Genomic DNA, 19259 nt, shown 5'->3' with positions numbered 1-19259 from the left:
GTCGCAGAATATAGGAAAATCCTACAGACTCTCAAGGGGCAGGTTTTACTGATCGTTAAGGAAAGCCGCCGAAACCTGAGGCTGAGCGAAAAAATACAGGTCCGCAAAGGATTAAGCGATGTTTTTGAAAAAAGTAGATGGCCCCCGTGCGGTGACCTTGCCTGATGGCAGCATCATGACACGTGCGGATTTGCCGCCAGAAAACACGCGTCGTTGGGTGGCGTCACGAAAAGCAGCTGTTGTACGCGGCGTGCTATACGGGCTGATTCCCCAAACAGAGGCATTAAAAAAATACGGGTTGAGCGATGAAGAGTTCCGCAGTTGGGTTGCTGCGGTGGCCGATCATGGCGAAGAGGCCTTAAAGACAACACAATTGAAGAAATTCCGTGACACATAGGACTATTTTCCAACTGATTTCTCTGCGCACTTGTTCCAAACGAAAGAATTAATAAACATGGTAACGAGGCGTTAACCTTTTTCGATCACGGTTAATTCAACCTGAGGGAAACAGTGTACAGGCGGAGAACATAGAATATGCGTATTCTTCTAGTTGAAGATGATCCGACAACAGCAAAAAGCATTGAACTTATGCTGACCCATGCCAACCTGAACGTCTATACGACGGATCTAGGTGAAGAGGGTATCGATCTTGCGAAACTTTACGATTATGATCTGATCCTCTTGGATCTGGGTCTACCAGATATGAATGGTCATGAGGTCTTGCGCCAGCTGCGTATGGCGCGGATTGAGACTCCGATCCTAATCTTGTCTGGTGCAGATGATACCGAGAACAAGATCAAAGGGTTCGGCTTTGGTGCGGACGACTATCTGACCAAACCTTTCCATCGTGAAGAGTTGGTCGCACGGATCCATGCGATTATCCGTCGTTCAAAAGGGCATTCGCAGTCTATTATTAAAACCGGCAAAATCTCGGTTAATCTGGATGCGAAAACCGTTGAAGTTGACAACAAAGCTGTGCATCTGACGGGCAAAGAATACCAGATGCTTGAATTGCTTTCATTGCGCAAAGGTACAACTCTGACCAAGGAGATGTTCCTGAACCATTTGTATGGCGGCATGGATGAACCTGAGCTGAAAATCATCGATGTTTTCATCTGTAAGTTGCGCAAGAAGCTAAGTACAGCGACAGGTGGCGACAACTATATCGAAACCGTTTGGGGACGAGGCTATGTTCTGCGGGACCCGCAGGAGGAAGCGATGCCTGAAGATCATCGCATCGCGGTCGGCGCCTGAAAGGAAGAGACTGACGTCAATTGAATGCGCTTGCGCAGGGATTGAGCCTGGGAGAATTTCTTCCGGGCTCTTTTTTGCCCAAATTTGCTCTCGACGCGCGGGCAGGGGCAGCTTATCTCCTTTGATAAGAACGAAAGGGGATCGTCGATGAGCAAGATGCCGTCCAAAGAGGTTGCAATTCTGTCAGCAGAAGAGGCAAAGCAACAGTTCCTTGAACTGGATGCGCAGATTGCGGCGGCAAATCTGGCCTATCATCAGCAAGATCGACCTGACCTGTCTGATGCCGACTATGATGCAGCAAAACGGAAATATGCTGATCTCGCGAAACACTTCCCGGATTTGGTAAAATTTGCGACACAGCTGGAAACGGTCGGCGCACCTGTGGCATCTGGTTTCGGTAAAGTGCAACATGCTGTGCGCATGCTGTCACTAGGAAATGCTTTTGAAGATCAAGACGTTATTGATTTTGATACGAGTATTCGAAAATACCTTGGTCTCGCTTCAAACCAACCTTTGTCGTTTACAGCTGAGCCAAAGATCGATGGGCTTTCTTTGTCGCTGCGGTATGAAAACGGAACTCTGGTGCAAGCCGCAACACGTGGTGATGGCAGTACAGGCGAAAATGTTACGGCAAATGCACGCACAATTGCCAATATTCCTCAGCAACTCGACGGCGCTCCTGATGTTTTAGAGGTGCGTGGCGAAGTCTACATGAGCCATGAGGAATTCTCGGCCTTGAACAGACGCCAGGCTGTGAAGAATGAAAAGACCTTTGCCAATCCGCGCAATGCGGCGGCTGGCAGTCTGCGCCAGTTGGATGCCGAAATCACCCGGTCCCGCCCTTTGCAATTCTTTGCGTATAGCTGGGGGGAATGTTCAGAGCGGCTTGCACCTACGCAGGATTTGGCGATTCAACGGCTCTCGAAGTTGGGGTTTTCAGTGAATCCCCTTACGCGAAAATGTGAGGATACAACCGCTTTGATCGAACACTACCGTGAGATCGAGGCGCAGCGTGCGACGCTTGGGTATGATATTGACGGTGTTGTTTATAAAGTAAATGAACTGGCATTGCAGGATCGGCTTGGGTTTCGTTCCACCACACCCAGATGGGCGATTGCGCATAAATTCCCTGCAGAATTGGCTTGGACACGACTAGAAGCCATCGATATTCAGGTCGGTCGTACTGGCGCGTTAAGCCCTGTTGCCCGTCTCACACCAGTGACTGTAGGCGGCGTCGTTGTTTCCAACGCAACGCTTCACAATGAAGATTATATTCAAGGCCGCGACTCCAAAGGTGCAGAAATCCGGGAGGGTAAAGATATTCGCCCAGGAGACTGGGTGCAGATCTATCGGGCAGGGGACGTTATCCCAAAAGTGTCGGATGTGGATTTGAAAAAACGCACAGAAGGGGTATCGCCTTTTGATTTTCCAATCACATGCCCGGAGTGTGGTAGTCCTGCCGTGCGTGAAGAAGGAGACGCGGTTCGCTATTGCACCGGTGGGATGATCTGCCCGGCGCAAGCCAAAGAAAAGCTTAAACATTTTGTATCTCGTAAGGCCTTCGATATTGAAGGTTTGGGCGCCAAGCAGATTGAAATGTTCTATGAGGACGACGATTTACCTATCCGTGAGCCCGCTGATATTTTCCGTCTCGCCTCGCGTGATACGGACAACCTGGGCAAATTAAAGAACCGCAAAGGTTGGGGGGAGCAAAGTGCCAACAATCTTTTTGCTGCGATTGAAGACAAGCGTCAGATTGAATTTGGGCGCATGCTGTTTTCCTTAGGGATCCGCCATATTGGCGAAAGCGCTGCCAAAGATCTGGCGCAGCATTTTATGGATTGGCGCAGACTGGTAGAAGGGGCAGATGCGGCCCGCGCTGCAGCCTTAGCATGGCGTGCAGCGGACGAAGCGGAAGAGGCCGAACGCATTCAGGCAGCAGATGAAAAGCGGCGTGCACGTATCAAGGAAACGCGTGATGCGGCTATAATGGCCTGCGCTGTACCGTCCGGGTCCACCAGCATTTGGGATGAATTAACCGGTATCGACGGTATTGGGGCTGCAGTGGGTGTTTCGTTGACAGATACTTTTGCCAATGTTGAAGAACGTGCAGCGATCTTACGATTGGCGGAGGAATTGACAATTCTACCGCCAGAAGCGCCCGCCAAAGGAAGCCCCGTGTCTGGAAAAACTGTTGTGTTTACAGGCAAACTGGAAAAAATGACGCGAGACGAAGCTAAGGCACGCGCTGAAGGGTTGGGGGCGAAAGTATCTGGATCAGTTTCGAAAAAAACCGACATTCTTGTGGCAGGTCCAGGGGCGGGGTCCAAAGAAAAGAAAGCGCAGGATCTTGGCGTTCAAATCCTGAATGAAGATCAATGGCTTGAGCTGATCGCAGATCTATGAGTGCGCGCCCAGAAATTCTGTTTCCCTTGTTCGCAGGGGTGGAGAGCCTGTCTGGTGTCGGGCCAAAGACGGCCCAGAACATGGCGCAGATTGGTGTAGAAACACCACGTGATCTGTTGTTTTCACTGCCATATTCGGTGATTGATCGCCGTCGTCGAGAGACAATACAGGGGCTGGAATTACCCAGTGTGGCCACTGTCGCGATCACCGTGGGAAAACATCATCCCGCGCGCAATCGTGGCGGGGCCTATCGCATTCATGTGCAGGATTCTGAAACAGAATTTCAACTTGTTTTCTTTCATGGCCGCACTCGTTATCTTGAAGCACAACTCCCAGAAGGGAGCCAGCGGCTGATCTCGGGTAAGCTGGAGCTTTTTGATGGTATGGCACAGATGGTGCATCCAGATCATATGGTTGCTCTTGACGAGGCAGATGGAATCCCTTCCTTTGAACCCGTTTATCATCTCACGCAGGGTGTCACGCAAAAGACGATGTTCAAAGCTGTGGACGCAGCCTTGCAGCGTGTCCCGGAATTGGCCGAATGGATTGATCCAGGCCAAAAATCAAAAAGCGACTGGCCTGATTGGCATACCGCAATTGCCCAAGCACAACGGCCTGAGCAGTTTGAGGGGATCGAGGCGATATCCCCAGCCCGTCAACGTTTGGCCTATGACGAATTGTTTGCCCATCAATTAACACTTGCGCTTGCGCGTCAAAACGAGCGCAAACAACGCGGAATGTCATCATTAGGCACCGGAGAACGTCAAGCGCGGGTTTGGGCCAGTTTGCCTTATCGTCCGACACGGGCGCAAGCCCGCGCGATTGACGAGATATCGAAGGATCTCGCCGCGTCAGAACGCATGAACAGGTTGCTGCAAGGTGATGTTGGTGCAGGGAAAACCTTGGTTGCTTTTATGTCGTTGCTGATAGCTGTAGAGGCTGGCGGACAAGGGGTGATGATGGCCCCAACCGAGATTTTGGCGCGTCAACACCTTGAAGGGCTACAGCCGCTTGCACAGGATGCAGGTGTGGTGCTGGAGCTGCTCACAGGGCGTGACAAAGGCAAAGAACGCCGGGCCAAACTAGAGGCGCTTGCGTGCGGAGATATTCATATTCTGGTGGGTACACATGCGGTGTTTCAAGCAGATGTACATTTCCATGATTTACGTCTTGCCATCGTCGATGAACAACATCGGTTTGGGGTGCGCCAGCGGATGGAACTCGCTGAGAAAGGCAAGGGTGCAGATGTCCTTGTGATGACAGCGACACCTATTCCACGGTCTTTGGCGCTGGCGCAGTACGGCGATATGGATGTGTCCATCTTGGATGAAAAACCACCGGGTCGAAAGCCAATCAAAACCGCGGTTGTCTCAACGGAGCGGATTGAGGAAGTGGTCAGTCACCTGCACCGTGCAATTGACGAAGGGCGACAATGCTATTGGGTCTGCCCTTTGGTCGAAGAATCTGAAGTTATGGATTTGGTGGCCGCAGAAGAGCGGTTTAAACATTTGCGCGCAATTTTGGGCGAAGGGATTGTCGGCCTTGTGCATGGTCAAATGCCGGCTGCTGAAAAAGATGCTGCTATGGCCGCATTTCAGGCAGGAGAAACGAAGGTTCTGGTTGCCACAACGGTGATCGAAGTTGGGGTTAATGTTCCAAATGCAACCATCATGGTGATCGAGCGGGCTGAGACATTTGGTCTTGCCCAATTACACCAGTTGCGTGGGCGCGTGGGGCGAGGGGACGCGCAATCAACCTGTCTTTTGATGTATCAACCTCCCTTAAGCCAATCAGGCCGCAAGCGTCTGGAAGTCCTGCGCGAAAGCGAGGATGGCTTTGTTATTTCTGAAACGGATCTGCAGATGCGTGGCGCAGGAGACGTCATCGGGACTGCGCAATCTGGTCTTCCGCGATTCCAGATTGCGGATCTTGAAAAGCAATCAAACCTGATGGCTGTAGCGCAAAGTGATGCGCGTAGCTTGTTAGCGCAGGATCCACATCTAAAAACGCCACGTGGGCAAGCGGCACGCGTCCTTTTGTGGTTGATGAAGCAAGATCAGGCGATACGTTTGATATCAGTTGGTTAGCCTGATTAACGTATGAAAAATTTGATTCTACCCGTAGGGTAGGATCGATTTTTCGCAAAATGTTCTCATAAAGTTCTTTACAGCTGGCGATTTAAATGAGAACAAAGTGGCAACAAGAACAAAACAAGAAACTTCGCTTACGATAGACTGCTTTACCAGACGACAGGACGCCAGCTATGATTGCACAGATCAAACAGACCGTTGAAAATGCTCACTCCACTTTGTTGCAAGATGCAATCGGAGCCGCAGCCTTGATTGTGATGTTGATAGCTGCGCTTTATGCGCCTGGTTTCTTATAATTTTCAGATTTGTGTTTGTGCCAGCCACGCCTGTTCTGTCCCGAACAGTATAGAAAATATCCGCCTGTATGTTTCATGGAATTTTCGATTGGACCTGCCTCTTGATCCAAGCGCGTGTCTGGGTCCCGCATGAACACAAGCCTCACCGCCGCCGTCTGTCCCGACGTGCGGCGGTTTTTTATTTAAAAGTGGCTTGGTCATGCGCAGTGTTGCGCCTCGGCCTGCTCAAAAGCTTCCAGCGTGGCATCCAAGGCAAGCATGATAGAGGCATGTCGATTTTTAAATTCCCGCGCGGGTAGTAGTACTTCAAACCCATCAAACGGTTCGAGAGGAACTGGACCATCTTCGGTTGTTAACATGGTCTTTAACTGCTGACGTGCACGGTTCAGCGTGTCAGATGTGCATCCAATCACCACTGCACCCAGAATGGAAGCGGCTGCTTGCCCCAAAGCACAGGCTTTGACGTCTTGCGCAAAACTGGTGATGCGCCCTTCTGCGATTGTAAGATCAACCGTCACAGTTGACCCGCACAACGGAGAGCGTTTTTTAACCGTTGCATCCGGGGTATCCAAGCGGCCCACATGTGGCATATCTGCCGCCAGAGCTAGGATCTTTTGTGAATAAAGTTTGATCAGATCGGTATCAGCTGGCATGGACGGTCCTGCATTTTGGCCCTGCCTGTTGATCGACCGGGCTTTCCCTTCGTGAATGTTCCCCATACATAGGGAGCGAAAGTCCAGATGCAAAAGGTTTTTACCATGTCAAAAGATGTTGTGCCTTCAGGTTCGTTTGATGTCCAAGATCTGAAATTTGATTCCGCTGGCCTGATCCCGTGTATCGCGCAGGATGCCGACAATGGTGAGGTGCTGATGATGGCCTGGATGAACTCTGAAAGTGTTGTCCGTACCTTAGAAACCGGACGGGTCACTTATTGGTCGCGGTCTCGCCAGTCGTTTTGGGTCAAAGGGGAAAGTTCGGGCCATGTGCAAACATTGGTAGATTTCCGATTGGATTGTGATCAGGACTGTTTGCTTGCCCTTGTGCATCAGGAGGGCGCGGCGTGTCACACGCACCGGCGCAGCTGTTTTTATACTGCGGTGCGTGACGGAGAAAAAACAGAATTGATGACCCCGATGACTGACTAGGCAATGTGGCAGTCAAAATTTGGCTGCCAATTGTCAAACTGTCAGAGGTTTCTACAGCGGTGTGAGTTCCAGCAGTCTAAAAATATCTTCAGGAGCGGCCCCATCTGCGCGATAGGTTGTTATGGCGCGTGCGTCGTCTCGTTTTGCCAGCCGTTTTCCAGCGGTATCCCGAATAAGCTTATGATGATGGTATACGGGTGTTGGCAGTTTCAGCAGCCGTTGTAGCAAAACATGAATATGCGTCGCTTCAAACAGATCAGCACCGCGATGTACATGGGTGATCCCTTGGTCCGCGTCATCCAGAACAACGGATAGGTGATAAGAACTTCCCATGTTGCGGCGCACCAAAATAATGTCACCAATGGTGTTTTGCAGATGGTCAGGATCAAGCTGATAGCTGCCTGCATGGTCCGGCCCAGTTTCTAAAAATAAAGCCTTATCAATGTGTTCAATGGATTTCTTAACATTCAAACGCAGCACATCTTCGGGCTGAGAAGCTTCATCTAATCTTGTGCGGCAGGTGCCGGGGTAAATTCTGCCGTCTGGTCCAAACTGTGGTACGCCTTCTTGCGGAGCACTCGCTGCGGCTTCTATGTCTGCGCGTTTACATCGGCAGGGATAGGTAAGCCCCATCTCTGTGAGCTCTCTGACGACTTCACTGTAGCGTGGTAAGCGGTCAGACTGGCGTAGAACGGGCTTGGGCCAGCTTAGACCAAGCCAGGCGAGGTCATCATAAATCTGCGCTTCCCATTGGGGCCGTGCACGTGATTGATCGATGTCTTCTATACGCAATAAAAACGTCCCGCCCAGCACTTTTGCTGCATGGGCGGCTATCATCGCAGAATAAGCATGCCCCAGATGAAGGGGACCAGTTGGGGAAGGGGCAAAGCGTGTACGCGCTGCCATCTCAGCTGAACTGTTCAAGCCATGTCGACCAGGCTGCTTTCGCGCGATCCGTATAAGCCTTGTAGCGATCTTTACGACCGCGTCGGCCACCTTTTAGCCCTTCTACGGGTTGGAAGAGGCCAAAGTTTACATTCATTGGTTGGAATGTTTTTGCCTCAGCGCCCCCTGTGATATGATGGATCAACGCGCCCATTGCGCTGTCTTGCGGAACAGTTTCTAGCGTTTTGCCAAGGATCTCTGCTGCGGCCATACGACCGGCAAGAAGGCCCATCGCAGCACTTTCTACGTAGCCTTCAACACCGGTAATTTGTCCTGCAAACCGAATATTGGGTCTGGATTTTAGGCGCATCTGCGCATCCAGAAGCGTTGGAGAATTTAGAAAGGTGTTGCGATGTATGCCACCCAGGCGGGCAAACTTTGCGTCTTCCAATCCCGGTATCATACGAAAAACATCGGTTTGCGCACCGTACTTCATCTTCGTTTGAAAGCCAACGATGTTGAACAAGGTGCCTAGCGCGTTGTCTCGGCGCAGTTGTACAACTGCATAGGGTTTTTCATCTGGCTGATGCGGATTGGTCAGGCCTACCGGTTTCATTGGACCATGGCGAAGTGTTTCACGTCCACGTTCTGCCATGACTTCAATCGGCAGGCAGCCATCAAAATAGCCAGCGGTTTCACCTTCGTGGAATTCAGTTTTATCGGCAGCAAGAAGCGCATCTATAAACGCTTCGTGCTGTTCCTTTGTCATCGGGCAGTTCAGGTAGGCGGTGCGCTCTTCTTCCGTCTCTCCCTTGTCATAGCGAGACTGCATCCACGCCTGAGACATATCAATGCTATCCGCATAGACGATAGGCGCTATTGCATCAAAAAACGCAAGCGCCTCCGCTCCTGTTTCGGATTGAATGGCCTGACCTAGCTGGGTTGAGGTCAGCGGCCCAGTGGCAAAAATCCAATGCCCCTCTGTGGGGAGGGATGTGATTTCTTCATATGAAACAGAGACATTAGGATGTGCTTTGAGTTTTGCGGTTATGCTTTCGGCAAAAGGTTCGCGATCTACCGCCAATGCCCCACCGGCGGGCAGGCGGTGTTCCTCAGCTGTTTGCATAATCAGCCCGTTGGCTGCCCGCATTTCCCAATGCAAAAGGCCAACAGCGTTTTGTTCATCATCATCTGATCGAAAAGAGTTAGAACACACCATCTCGCCCAGATTGCCTGTCTGGTGAGCAAAGGTTTCCACCTTTGGGCGCATCTCATGGATTACCACCTTCACGCCCATATTGGCCGCTTGCCAAGCTGCTTCAGAACCGGCCATTCCGCCGCCGACGATATGTAATGTCTCTGTCTGTGTCATGAAATGCGACATAGGCCAGAGCAGCGGTTTGCGCAATGGATTTGAGGCCTGATTTAGCCGCCATATCACGTATTGCTATGAATTGTCGAGTGAAGAGATTTTGGGGCCGCTGCTGCGGGAACGTCTGTCCGGGTGAGAGATCCGGATGGAGGGACCTTCCGCAACTGCGGCCCAAATCTGTGCTCTGTCGAGCGTGGTTAACATCGCGTTAACCTTGTCCAGTTTTTGCCATGTTTGTGCCCCAATTAAAAGAGCTGACATGGAAACAATAAAATTCAATTGGTAAACAAACGATAAAATTTTCAGAAAAGTTGAAAATATTTCGCAATACACACCTCCAAAACGAAACAACCCCGCAATGAAAGCGAGGTTGTTTGGTGTAATGCGTTGTCGATTCCTTGTTAAGGCATCAATTTTTTGACGTAGCCGGGCAGGGCGAATGCCGCTTTATGAACTTCTGGTGTATAGTAATCAGGGTTCAAGCCTGCTGCTATAAACCGACGTTCAATTGTTTCTAGGTTCACGTTTCTCGATTGGGACGAATGGCTTCCCCAGCCCAGAGCCATCGGTCCGCCCGCATATGTTGGAATGGTCGCCAGATAACAGGTCGCATCTGCAAACAGGCTTTGAAAGGCGCGCATTGTGTTTGTTAGTTCATCCCCTTGCATAAAGGGGACACCGTTTTGCGTCACAATAATGCCATGTTCAGACAGTGCGCGCGCGGCGTGACCATAGAATGTGTCTGTGAATAGAACTTCGCCCGGGCCGATTGGATCGGTTGAATCTACAATGATCACATCAAATGTTTCTGTGTTTTCTTTCATGAACACAGCGCCATCGTTGATCACCAGATTGAGGCGAGGATCTTCAAACGCGCCTTGGCTGAGCATGGGCAGGTATTCTTTGGAAAAATCCACCACCCCGGCGTCGATCTCAACCATAGTGACATGTTCCACGCTCTCGTGCTTCAAGACTTCGCGCGCAATGCCGCCATCGCCTCCACCAATGATCAGCACGCGTTTTGCGGCTCCATGGGCAAGTAGTGGCACGTGTGTCAGCATCTCGTGGTAGATAAAGTTATCACCTTCTGTGGTTTGTACCACATCATCCAACGTCAGGATTCGGCCAAAGGTGCCATTGGTGAAGACTTTAAGGCGCTGATGTTCAGTTTTACTGTCATAAAGCAGATCATCTACGCGTAGGGATTGCGCATAGTGCGCGTGCAGTTTCTCGGTGTTCCAGATCTCACTCATGCTGCAACTTCCTTTGCGACCAGCTCTTCGCCGCGCAGCAATTCACGCACGTCCACCTGATCCGTTTCAAAGGCCTCTTTTAGCACATCAACAGCTTTCCAAGGCTCCGCATCGCCGCACATAAAAACATCAAATGCGCCATAGCCGATTTCAGGCCATGTGTGCACTGAGATGTGGCTTTCGGCCAGAACCGCAACGCCGGATACGCCTTGGGGAGAGAATTTATGTGTGTGGATATGCAGCAAAGTGGCACCGCACACCTCTACAATTTTGCGAAATGCGTCTTGAATGCGTGTTTCGCAATCCAACCCTGTGCCTTTAGTGACTTCTAGGATAAGATGTGTGCCTGCAAAGATTTTACCATCGCGGCGAATGAAATGATCTTCACGCTCCGCATCGGCAATAGCTTCGATGGTCGCAGCAGTTGTGCTGCGGGTGGTATCTTCCTCTTGGGCGCCTGTCTCCAGACCGATCCCCAGTTGGAAGAGGTTGGCGTCTGTCATGACGAGCCCCTTCGTTCCAGTAGATGACAATCCAGCCGGCCCTTAGCGCCCCCCCGGATAAGAGTCCGGGGTTGGGATCGGTACCGAAAGTGAGGGGCAGATACGCCGGAGTTAATTTTCAATCAAGCAATTTGTTTGTTAAAAGCGCAAACAATGAAAAAAGGCCGGGGCGAACCCCGGCCACTAGGTGGTTCTTTTGCCCCGGGATCAGGAGCGCCAGAACGGAAGAGTGCTTTCTACATACGCGTCATGCGTTGTGATCCCAATATCCTTCAATTGGTGTGCGCTTAATTGCGCCAGATGCTGTCGGCTGCGACGACGGACAGACCATTTTGTGACCAAGACCGCGAAAGAGATTGCAAACTGAGCAGGCATCGGCAGCGCCGTGCGGCGCATGAGGTAAGCCAGATGGGGTTCGGCAGTGTCTTGATACGAAGTCATGATCTCTCTCCAATATTGTATTAATACAATCCTGTATTGTTGCTGTGATTGTGGAGGTACAATACAGTCGGGATTAAGTCCAAGGAAGGATTGTCATGGGTACAATTTGGAACGCCGATCTCGGCAAAAAAAGCGGTCCGAAATATCAACGTGTGGCGGAGACCATTCGTGGCGCAATTGAAGGTGGCAATCTGACAGTTGGTACAAAGCTGCCACCCGTTCGGGATTTGGCCTATCAATTGTCGATTACGCCGGGCACCGTCGCGCGTGCCTATACTGTGTTGACAGATGAGGGGATTTTAAAGGCTGAAGTGGGCCGCGGCACTTTTGTGGCTGAGAAAATGACCCCAGTGCAGGACGATGTATGGTCGCGCCAATTGCACTTGAAAGAAGCGAAAGATCCCGGTCATATCAGTCTTTTTAGTCCACGCGTGGCCGACATGGGGCAGGTGGCGGCTATGCGGCAAGCCCTGCAACAGGTGGCTCAAAGCGAAGCTCACGCGCTTTTGAATTACCCCACGCGTGACGCGTATCGTCCTGTTCGGGAGGCGGTCGTTCAATGGCTTGCAACCGCGCCAATTGGAGCTGTAACAGAGCGCGACATTGTATTGACACACGGTGGACAAAACGGATTGATGCTTGCGATGCAGGCGATCTTTCGCGGCAATGATCCCGTCGTACTTGTCGAAGATCTATCTTACGCTGGATTTCGGCGCTCTGCTGAAATGCTACGGGCACGTGTGCGCGGCGTTGCGATGGATGAATATGGGATCCGCCCGGAATCATTGGAACTCATGATCCGAAAAACAGGCGCCACCGTGCTTTGTACCAGTCCAGAAGTACACAATCCGACTGGATTGTTCACGCCACAATGGCGACGGCAGGAAATTGTAGAAGTTGTGCGTAAGCATAATGTTCAGATCATTGAGGATGATTGCTACCGCATTGGTGAAGCGCGCGCGCCTGCATATCGCTCTCTTGCACCTGAACTGTCATGGTATGTGACGTCGATCTCTAAGCTGTTAACACCCTCGCTGCGGGTCGGTTTTGCTGTAGGTCCGGATGGGCGCAGCAATGATCTGCGCCGTGCTGCAGAATATGGGTATTTTGGTGTCTCGCAACCCATTGCGGAAGTGACGCGTATATTGTTGAGTGATCTCCGGACGCCGGAATTGGTCACCAATATCCGTCATGAGATGGCGCGCTACATTAAGGTCGCTGTTAATGCGCTCGGGGCGTTTGATGTGACTTGGAGTTCAGATGTACCATTTTTGTGGTTGCGCTTGCCTGCAGGGTGGCGTGCAGGACCATTCACCAGTGCCGCGGAATTACAAGGTGTGCAGATCCGATCTGCAGATGAATTTGCGCTGCGTGATGGCCGCGCGCCTCATGCAGTACGGATTGCAATCAACGCTCATATCTCGCTAGAGCGATTTGAAGGGGCGATGTTACGTTTGCGGCATTTGCTTGATAATCCGCCAGAAACGATCAGTGGCTGAGGGTTTGGGATGAAAATTATGGGGTATCATTATACCTATTTTTTAAGCATATGAATTTAAACGATAAAATAGAGAAAAGTGTTATTGACTGCGTGCTGGCTACTCCCTAAAACCCCTCCATCGAATTCAGGCACCAGTGCGAACTGTGATGCCTTCACGACAAACAGGATAGACCTGCTATGAAAACCTTCTCTGCTACCCCAGCAGACATCGAGAAGAAGTGGATCATCATCGACGCCGAAGGCGTGGTGCTGGGCCGTCTTGCCTCGATCGTCGCCATGCGCCTGCGTGGCAAGCACAAGCCTTCTTTCACGCCTCACATGGATTGTGGTGACAATGTCATCGTAATCAATGCTGAAAAGATCCAGATGACTGGTAAGAAGCGCGATGAAAACTTCTACTGGCACACTGGCCACCCAGGCGGTATCAAGTCGCGCACCAAACAGGAAATCCTGGATGGCGCGCACCCCGAGCGCGTTGTGACCATGGCGGTTAAGCGTATGCTGCCAGGCAACCGCCTGTCTCGCCAGATCATGACCAACCTGCGCGTTTATGCTGGTGAAGCACACCCGCATGAAGCACAGAGCCCCGAAGTTCTGGATGTGAAATCCATGAACAAGAAAAACACCCGGAGCTAATGACCAATGGCTGATCAGATCACTACTCTCGAAGAGCTGAGCGCTGTTGCAGGCGTTGAAACTGTTGCAGAAGAGATCACCCCGCGTGAGCCTGTTCGTGACGAATTGGGCCGCTCTTATGCGACCGGTAAACGGAAAGATGCGGTTGCACGCGTTTGGATCAAGCCAGGTTCTGGCAAGATCACCGTAAACGGCAAAGAGATGAACGCTTACTTTGCACGTCCTGTGCTTCAGTTGATCGTTCGCCAGCCGTTTGGTGTTGCAGGTGTTGAAGGTGAATTCGACGTTATCGCAACTGTAAAAGGCGGTGGCCTGTCCGGTCAGGCGGGTGCGGTTAAGCACGGTATTTCTAAAGCTCTGCAGCTTTATGAACCCTCCCTGCGTGGCGCTCTCAAAGCCGCTGGCTTCCTGACGCGCGACAGCCGTGTTGTAGAACGTAAGAAATTCGGTCGCCGCAAAGCCCGTCGTTCTTTCCAGTTCTCAAAGCGTTAATCGCTGCTATATTTTGGGGAAAGGCCGTTGCAAAATCTTGCGGCGGCCTTTTCGCATTTTATCAAGGCTTTTGTGAAGGATGCTCATCCAACGGCAAAACCGTTTGCCCATCACCTGATGATACAGTTCGACGCTGATATATTGATCTTTTAGGCGATTTTGACCGTAAAAGGTATCTGGATAACAATGCTTTAGGTGTCGGCGTCAATCAATCCCAGACCACGCAAATAGATGCCAATGCCGCTTTCTAATAGGTCTTCTGGCGCAAAAGGCGACGCTGTTCCCGGAGAATTGCGCGCGTATAGTTCAACCACCCCATGGCTTAGGGCGATGATATGTGCGGAAAACATTGAGGCAGGAGGGCGCTTTTCTGCAGGGATATGCTGACTTAGATCCGCAGCAGCCTGTTCCAGAATACCGCGTGCTCGCGCTGCAACTTCCGCAAGCTCGGGGGTGCGATTCACTGAGATACCACTTTCAAACATTGCGATGTAATGTCCGGGATGCTTGCGGGCGAAGGCAAGATAGGCGCGGCCAGTTGCTTCAAAGGCAGCAAGAGCTGAGGGCTGATATTTATCGTAGGCATGTTGCATGAGATCTGCAAACATCTCAAACCCTTGACGCGCGGCCTCTGCAATTAGATCTTCACGCCCTTCAAAATGGCGGTATACGGCAGCAGGGGTTACACCGGCCTGTTTGGCTGCTTCTGAAAGAGTAAACCCTGTTGGCCCTTTGATTTCGACCAGTCGCAATGCGGCTTCGACTAAGGCTTGCCTTAGGTTCCCATGGTGATAGCCGCGTTTAGGCATTCCAGATTTCTAACCCACCACAGATCGTGTTATCTTGGTCTTTCAAGATTTTATGATCCTTTTCTGCGTAATCAACCTGACAAAGCACATGTCGGATTGCCGCCAGTCGAGCGCGGCGTTTATCATCTGATCGCAAGATCGTCCATGGGGCTGCCTCTGTATGGCTGCGTTCTAACGTCTCTTTGATCGCGCGCGTATATTCATCCCACTTTGCCAATCCTTCGACATCAATAGAGCTGAGCTTCCACTGTTTTAGAGGATCAGATTCACGGGCCATGAAGCGGCGTAACTGCTCTCCACGTCCGACGTTTAGCCAGAATTTGATGAGTTGAACCCCGTCTTCAACCAGAGCATCCTCGACGCCGGTAACTTGATGAAAGAACCGTTCGCGTTCTGCATTGGTGCAAAACCCAAAGACTTTTTCAACAACCCCGCGATTGTACCAGCTGCGATCAAAGAAGATGAGCTCTCCGGCAGAGGGGAGTTGGGCGATATAGCGTTGAAAATACCACTGGCTGCGTTCTAGATCTGTTGGCTTTGCTAAGGCTACGATCCGTGCCCCTCTTGGGTTAAGGTTTTCACGGAAGCGTTTGATTGTACCGCCTTTTCCGGCTGCATCGCGCCCTTCAAATACGATAGCGACACGTGTGCCACAAGATTTGATGTGAGCTTGCATCTTGACCAGCTCAACCTGCAAAGCGGCATAGGTTTTTTCATATTCTTTTCGGCCCAAACGTTTCCGATGAGGGTAGCTGGGGCATAGAATATCATCTTTATCGCTCTGCTCGATCTGGGTTCTTATGTCCGCTGGGGCTTTGGTTTTAAAATAGCTACTTATCGCGCCGTCAAAGGGCAGGGGCATATCTACCATCTCGCAGTCAATACATTCGATGAAACGAGTATGCGGGGTAGATTTGAAAACTGCAACCTAGCATATTTTATATACTATAATATTTAAGTATCTTTAAAGTCACTTGCATCTCTAGTTACTTTTGGTGATTAGTAACCTTATATGCACTAAGTAAAATCTGCACCCTGGAGAGAAAAAAACGCCAACAAGAGAATTCTTGCTGGCGCTTGGTTAGGCTCTAAGGTCCGTTGTCTCTAGACCGATCTTTGACCTGTCAAACGGGGTGGTTTGATAGATCTCACTGATCCAGTTTCCATACAGAAGATGAGCATGGCTCCGCCACCGGTTTAAAGGTGGCTGACTGGGGTCATCATCTGGATAATAATGGCAGGGCACATTGATTTCGGTGCCGTTTTCCACGTCACGATCATATTCTTGCTTTAGCGTATCACTGTCATATTCAAAGTGATTAAAGATGTAGAGCGCGCGGTGGGAAGGGTCTTCGATCAGGCAAGGCCCAACCTCATCACTGCCCAATAGGGTGCGCAAGCCAGCTTGCTCGGAAACGTCATCGTCACGAATTTCAGTCCAGCGACTTACCGGAATGACACATTCATCCGAAAAACCTCGGAGGTATGGTGATGCTGCATGCAGATTACGATGCCGGAAACATCCAAAGGCTTTGGCCTCTAAGGGGTGTTTTTGAATGCCGTGGAAGTGGTTGATCATCGCCATACCGCCCCAACACACGCCAAAGGTTGAATGTACATTGGTCTGAGTCCAGTCCATGACCTCGCGCAGCTCATCCCAATAGGTCACATCCTCAAACGGGAGGTGTTCAATTGGAGCGCCGGTGATGATGAGACCGTCAAACTTCTCGTCCTTAATCTCCTGAAAAGGACGATAAAATTCTGCCATATGCTCGGCAGCAGTGTTTTTTGTGCGGTGCTCGCTCATACGGATCAAAGAAAGATCGATCTGCAAGGGTGTCGCGCCGATCAGCCGTGCAAACTGGTTTTCCGTCTGGATCTTTTTCGGCATCAGGTTCAGCAACCCGATACGAAGGGGACGTATGTCTTGATGCGCCGCCTGATCCGGCGACATAACCATCACGCCTTCGTTCGATAGAACGTCATAGGCAGGAAGGTCAGCGGGGATCTTAATGGGCATGTCATGTCCTTCTAAATATACAAACGGTGCCGAGTGCAGCGAGATAGTCTGTCTAGCTGCGGGCCTCAATAGCTGCTGCGATCAAGTTTTCGAAATCTTCCACAGATTTTACAGAGCTCACAGCTTTTGCTGTCAGTGTAATGCCCCAATTGTCGGCCATAGCCTGATATCGGGGTTGGCGATGCGCCATAGCCTGTGAAAAGGTCCAGCGTATAAAGGTATCTGGATCAACTTCATGCTCTTTAAGGTTGTTTTCACATAGGTATTTTTCCCAAACCTGCGTAAGGAATTCAGGTTGGTATGACATAGGTTTGGGCGCGCGATCAAAGCGGCGCACCAATTCTTGCGTATGAGCTTCATCGCCTTTGAGCCAGATCATCAGCGTATGTTTGGATAACTCGGTTAAGATCGGGTCCTTTGGATCAGTTGGATCAACCCATTCACAGATAGATCCGCCAGTATCACAGATAAAATTAGGATACCCATAAAGCCGCTCTGCCCGCTCGGCGAAATATTCGGTATCCATCAGTGCTCTGATTTCTGCTTGCTGAAACTGATCCTGACGACGGCGGTATTCCTCGATCTGCAATCCTCCTTTGGAGGTATCGCCAGGTTTGCCCAGATAAGAGGCAACAGGTGCAAGGTTTTCAAAGCTGATGTTTGACCCGATATAGATTGAATCAGACCGTAGAAGCTCCCGTAGAAACGGGACCTTCATGGCTTCAGCTTTGGCATTGTCGGCAATGAATTCACCCATATAGCGTGTGCCGATACGGTAATCGATGGAATAGTGAAACCAGCTACCCGCGCTGCGCATCATATTGCTGAGATAGGTCTTACCCAAACCCGACATACCAAAAAACAAAATACGCTTTTGCGTAGCATCGCGCCAGTCTTGCGCAGACGAGTAGAGCATGGATGAAGGACCCCCGTTGTTTGTTGACTAGCTAATGATCAATGCATCACGGGTCAATCAAGAGACAACGGCACAGATGGTATTCCCCCTCTCGATAAACTGACATCGAGAGGGGATAAGGGGTATATCAGAAATTATATCCGACCTTTACGCCAAAACTTATGGCATCATTTCCGCTAAAGTTTGCCACTGGATTGCCACCTGGTGAAGCGACAGCATCGCCAAGCATGGTGTAGCGTACCCCAGCTGAGACTTTCATTTTGTCTTTGGTGTATTGTACGCCAAGGCGGATTGCCTCGCGCCCGTGGGTTGGGGCAAGGGGGGAGACAAGATCGTCCCCGCTTACATCTGAATAGATGAAGGCCAGAGATCCAGACCATGTTTCATTAAACTTTCGCCCCACACCAATAGTGTAGGTGACCGAGTCGTCGAGGTCGATCAGATTACTGCCCAATGTTGTTGGTGTCAGCTCTGTGACGCTGCTTTCGGACCACCGAATGCCGCCAAATAAAAGCGTATTGGTGGCAACACCTGTTTGAAAATCAAAGTTCACGCTCTGTGGCGTTTTCGTCTCTGCCGACGTTGTTGTCGTTGGGCTTAAACTTTCAATCAATGCAAAGTCATGGGTGATTTCTGAGCTGTAGGTGAGTGCTGCGCGAAGAGCGATTTCGGGAATTTCATAAGCGACGCCTGCCACCCAGCCAAAGGCGCCATCCTGTTGGATTTGCACATTATAGGTGCCACCAGGAATGCTGGCATAGGCTGCACCTTGGAGATTGATTTCGCCATCAATCTCTTGATAGCGCAAACCTCCGTGAATGGAGAAACGCTCGTTGAATTTGTAACGCAGCAATGCTGTTAGTGCGTTTGAGTCAGCGGTTGCGCGTGTGCCTCCCAACAACGCAGAACCTCCGACCGGATAATTGACATCAACGCCCCATGGCTGATCAAAGATCAACGCAAAAGACAGTTGCTCATTGATGTCAGTTTTGAAACCGGCTCCAAACAGGTTGAAGCGATCACCCACATCTCCGCTGGCTGACCCAAATGGATTTAACGATGTCCGATCGTTGCCCGAAAGATCCACTGATGTGGTGGCTGCTGAGAATTCAACATAGGTTCCTTCTTCAAAGAGTATCCCGATAGGTTGCCCTGTACGGTCCAGACCTGTTGCCCAGGCTCCGCTCGCTGAGATCAACGCGCATGCCGCTGATGTCGCCAAGTAATTCTTCATTGTTCC

The 19259-nt window shown here is 50.8% G+C and carries 20 protein-coding genes; 9 read left to right on the top strand and 11 right to left on the bottom strand.

Annotated features, from left to right (window positions below; all coding sequences use genetic code 11):
* The first annotated feature begins 118 nt into the window (after positions 1-118).
* The 5 genes from sciP (at position 119) to BLP79_RS20135 (ending at position 6046) form a co-directional block, all read left to right on the top strand.
* The gene (sciP, locus tag BLP79_RS06280) at positions 119-397 is read left to right on the top strand and encodes a CtrA inhibitor SciP (RefSeq protein WP_090217378.1); all 279 of its coding nucleotides are present in this window, start codon (positions 119-121) and stop codon (positions 395-397) included.
* Between the two features lie 137 nt (positions 398-534).
* Complete coding sequence (gene ctrA, locus BLP79_RS06275) at positions 535-1254, top strand: response regulator transcription factor CtrA (RefSeq protein ID WP_090217377.1); 720 nt, start codon at positions 535-537, stop codon at positions 1252-1254.
* 147 nt (positions 1255-1401) lie between these two features.
* A complete protein-coding gene (gene ligA, locus BLP79_RS06270) occupies positions 1402-3660 on the top strand; it encodes an NAD-dependent DNA ligase LigA (protein WP_090217375.1) in 2259 nt (752 codons plus the stop codon).
* Complete coding sequence (gene recG, locus BLP79_RS06265; RefSeq protein WP_090217374.1) at positions 3657-5747, top strand: ATP-dependent DNA helicase RecG; 2091 nt, start codon at positions 3657-3659, stop codon at positions 5745-5747. The genes ligA and recG overlap by 4 nt, the downstream gene beginning before the upstream one ends.
* 176 nt (positions 5748-5923) lie before the next feature.
* Positions 5924-6046: a hypothetical protein gene (locus BLP79_RS20135; protein WP_269799298.1), complete on the top strand. Its 123-nt coding sequence runs from the start codon at positions 5924-5926 to the stop codon at positions 6044-6046.
* Between the two features lie 197 nt (positions 6047-6243).
* Here BLP79_RS20135 and BLP79_RS06260 read toward each other — a convergent pair whose 3' ends face one another.
* Complete coding sequence (locus BLP79_RS06260; RefSeq protein WP_090217372.1) at positions 6244-6699, bottom strand: iron-sulfur cluster assembly scaffold protein; 456 nt, start codon at positions 6697-6699, stop codon at positions 6244-6246.
* Positions 6700-6786: 87 nt separating this feature from the next.
* On the opposite strand from BLP79_RS06260, the gene hisI reads away from it, so the two are divergent.
* Positions 6787-7191 (top strand): phosphoribosyl-AMP cyclohydrolase, encoded by a 405-nt coding sequence (gene hisI / locus BLP79_RS06255; protein ID WP_090217370.1) that lies wholly within the window; start codon positions 6787-6789, stop codon positions 7189-7191.
* 51 nt (positions 7192-7242) lie between these two features.
* Here hisI and gluQRS read toward each other — a convergent pair whose 3' ends face one another.
* The 5 genes from gluQRS to BLP79_RS06230 all read right to left on the bottom strand — a co-directional run bounded on the left by gluQRS (position 7243) and on the right by BLP79_RS06230 (position 11645).
* Positions 7243-8097 carry a tRNA glutamyl-Q(34) synthetase GluQRS gene (gluQRS, locus tag BLP79_RS06250; RefSeq protein WP_090217368.1) on the bottom strand — a complete coding sequence of 285 codons (855 nt, stop codon included), beginning with the start codon at positions 8095-8097 and terminating at the stop codon, positions 7243-7245.
* A gap of 1 nt (position 8098) precedes the next feature.
* Positions 8099-9448: a methylenetetrahydrofolate--tRNA-(uracil(54)-C(5))-methyltransferase (FADH(2)-oxidizing) TrmFO gene (trmFO, locus tag BLP79_RS06245; RefSeq protein ID WP_090217624.1), complete on the bottom strand. Its 1350-nt coding sequence runs from the start codon at positions 9446-9448 to the stop codon at positions 8099-8101.
* A 401-nt stretch (positions 9449-9849) separates the two neighbouring features.
* The gene (gene speE / locus BLP79_RS06240; protein ID WP_090217367.1) at positions 9850-10701 is read right to left on the bottom strand and encodes a polyamine aminopropyltransferase; all 852 of its coding nucleotides are present in this window, start codon (positions 10699-10701) and stop codon (positions 9850-9852) included.
* Positions 10698-11204 carry an adenosylmethionine decarboxylase gene (gene speD, locus BLP79_RS06235; protein WP_090217365.1) on the bottom strand — a complete coding sequence of 169 codons (507 nt, stop codon included), beginning with the start codon at positions 11202-11204 and terminating at the stop codon, positions 10698-10700. The genes speE and speD overlap by 4 nt, the downstream gene beginning before the upstream one ends.
* A gap of 207 nt (positions 11205-11411) precedes the next feature.
* Entirely contained in the window at positions 11412-11645 is a 234-nt protein-coding gene (locus tag BLP79_RS06230; RefSeq protein WP_090217363.1) for a DUF1127 domain-containing protein, read from the bottom strand.
* A gap of 95 nt (positions 11646-11740) precedes the next feature.
* On the opposite strand from BLP79_RS06230, the gene BLP79_RS06225 reads away from it, so the two are divergent.
* The 3 genes from BLP79_RS06225 to rpsI all read left to right on the top strand — a co-directional run bounded on the left by BLP79_RS06225 (position 11741) and on the right by rpsI (position 14274).
* Positions 11741-13144 (top strand): aminotransferase-like domain-containing protein, encoded by a 1404-nt coding sequence (locus BLP79_RS06225; RefSeq protein WP_090217361.1) that lies wholly within the window; start codon positions 11741-11743, stop codon positions 13142-13144.
* Positions 13145-13323: 179 nt separating this feature from the next.
* Positions 13324-13782: a 50S ribosomal protein L13 gene (gene rplM, locus BLP79_RS06220; RefSeq protein ID WP_090217359.1), complete on the top strand. Its 459-nt coding sequence runs from the start codon at positions 13324-13326 to the stop codon at positions 13780-13782.
* A 6-nt stretch (positions 13783-13788) separates the two neighbouring features.
* The gene (gene rpsI / locus BLP79_RS06215) at positions 13789-14274 is read left to right on the top strand and encodes a 30S ribosomal protein S9 (RefSeq protein WP_090217357.1); all 486 of its coding nucleotides are present in this window, start codon (positions 13789-13791) and stop codon (positions 14272-14274) included.
* 191 nt (positions 14275-14465) lie between these two features.
* Here rpsI and BLP79_RS06210 read toward each other — a convergent pair whose 3' ends face one another.
* From BLP79_RS06210 to BLP79_RS06190, 5 genes are all read right to left on the bottom strand, one after another.
* On the bottom strand, positions 14466-15083 hold the full coding sequence (locus BLP79_RS06210; RefSeq protein ID WP_090217355.1) for a TetR/AcrR family transcriptional regulator: 618 nt from the start codon (positions 15081-15083) through the stop codon (positions 14466-14468).
* A complete protein-coding gene (gene ppk2, locus BLP79_RS06205; RefSeq protein ID WP_090217353.1) occupies positions 15076-15945 on the bottom strand; it encodes a polyphosphate kinase 2 in 870 nt (289 codons plus the stop codon). The genes BLP79_RS06210 and ppk2 overlap by 8 nt, the downstream gene beginning before the upstream one ends.
* A gap of 219 nt (positions 15946-16164) precedes the next feature.
* A complete protein-coding gene (metA, locus tag BLP79_RS06200; protein WP_090217351.1) occupies positions 16165-17103 on the bottom strand; it encodes a homoserine O-acetyltransferase MetA in 939 nt (312 codons plus the stop codon).
* A 52-nt stretch (positions 17104-17155) separates the two neighbouring features.
* Positions 17156-18019, bottom strand: coding sequence for an ATPase (locus tag BLP79_RS06195; RefSeq protein WP_090217349.1), 864 nt, complete (start codon positions 18017-18019; stop codon positions 17156-17158).
* Positions 18020-18146: 127 nt separating this feature from the next.
* Positions 18147-19253, bottom strand: coding sequence for an OmpP1/FadL family transporter (locus tag BLP79_RS06190; RefSeq protein WP_090217347.1), 1107 nt, complete (start codon positions 19251-19253; stop codon positions 18147-18149).
* Between the last annotated feature and the right edge of the window lie 6 nt (positions 19254-19259).

This window comes from Epibacterium ulvae (genome assembly GCF_900102795.1).
GTDB lineage: Bacteria > Pseudomonadota > Alphaproteobacteria > Rhodobacterales > Rhodobacteraceae > Epibacterium > Epibacterium ulvae.
This window is presented reverse-complemented; position numbering and strand designations above follow the sequence as displayed.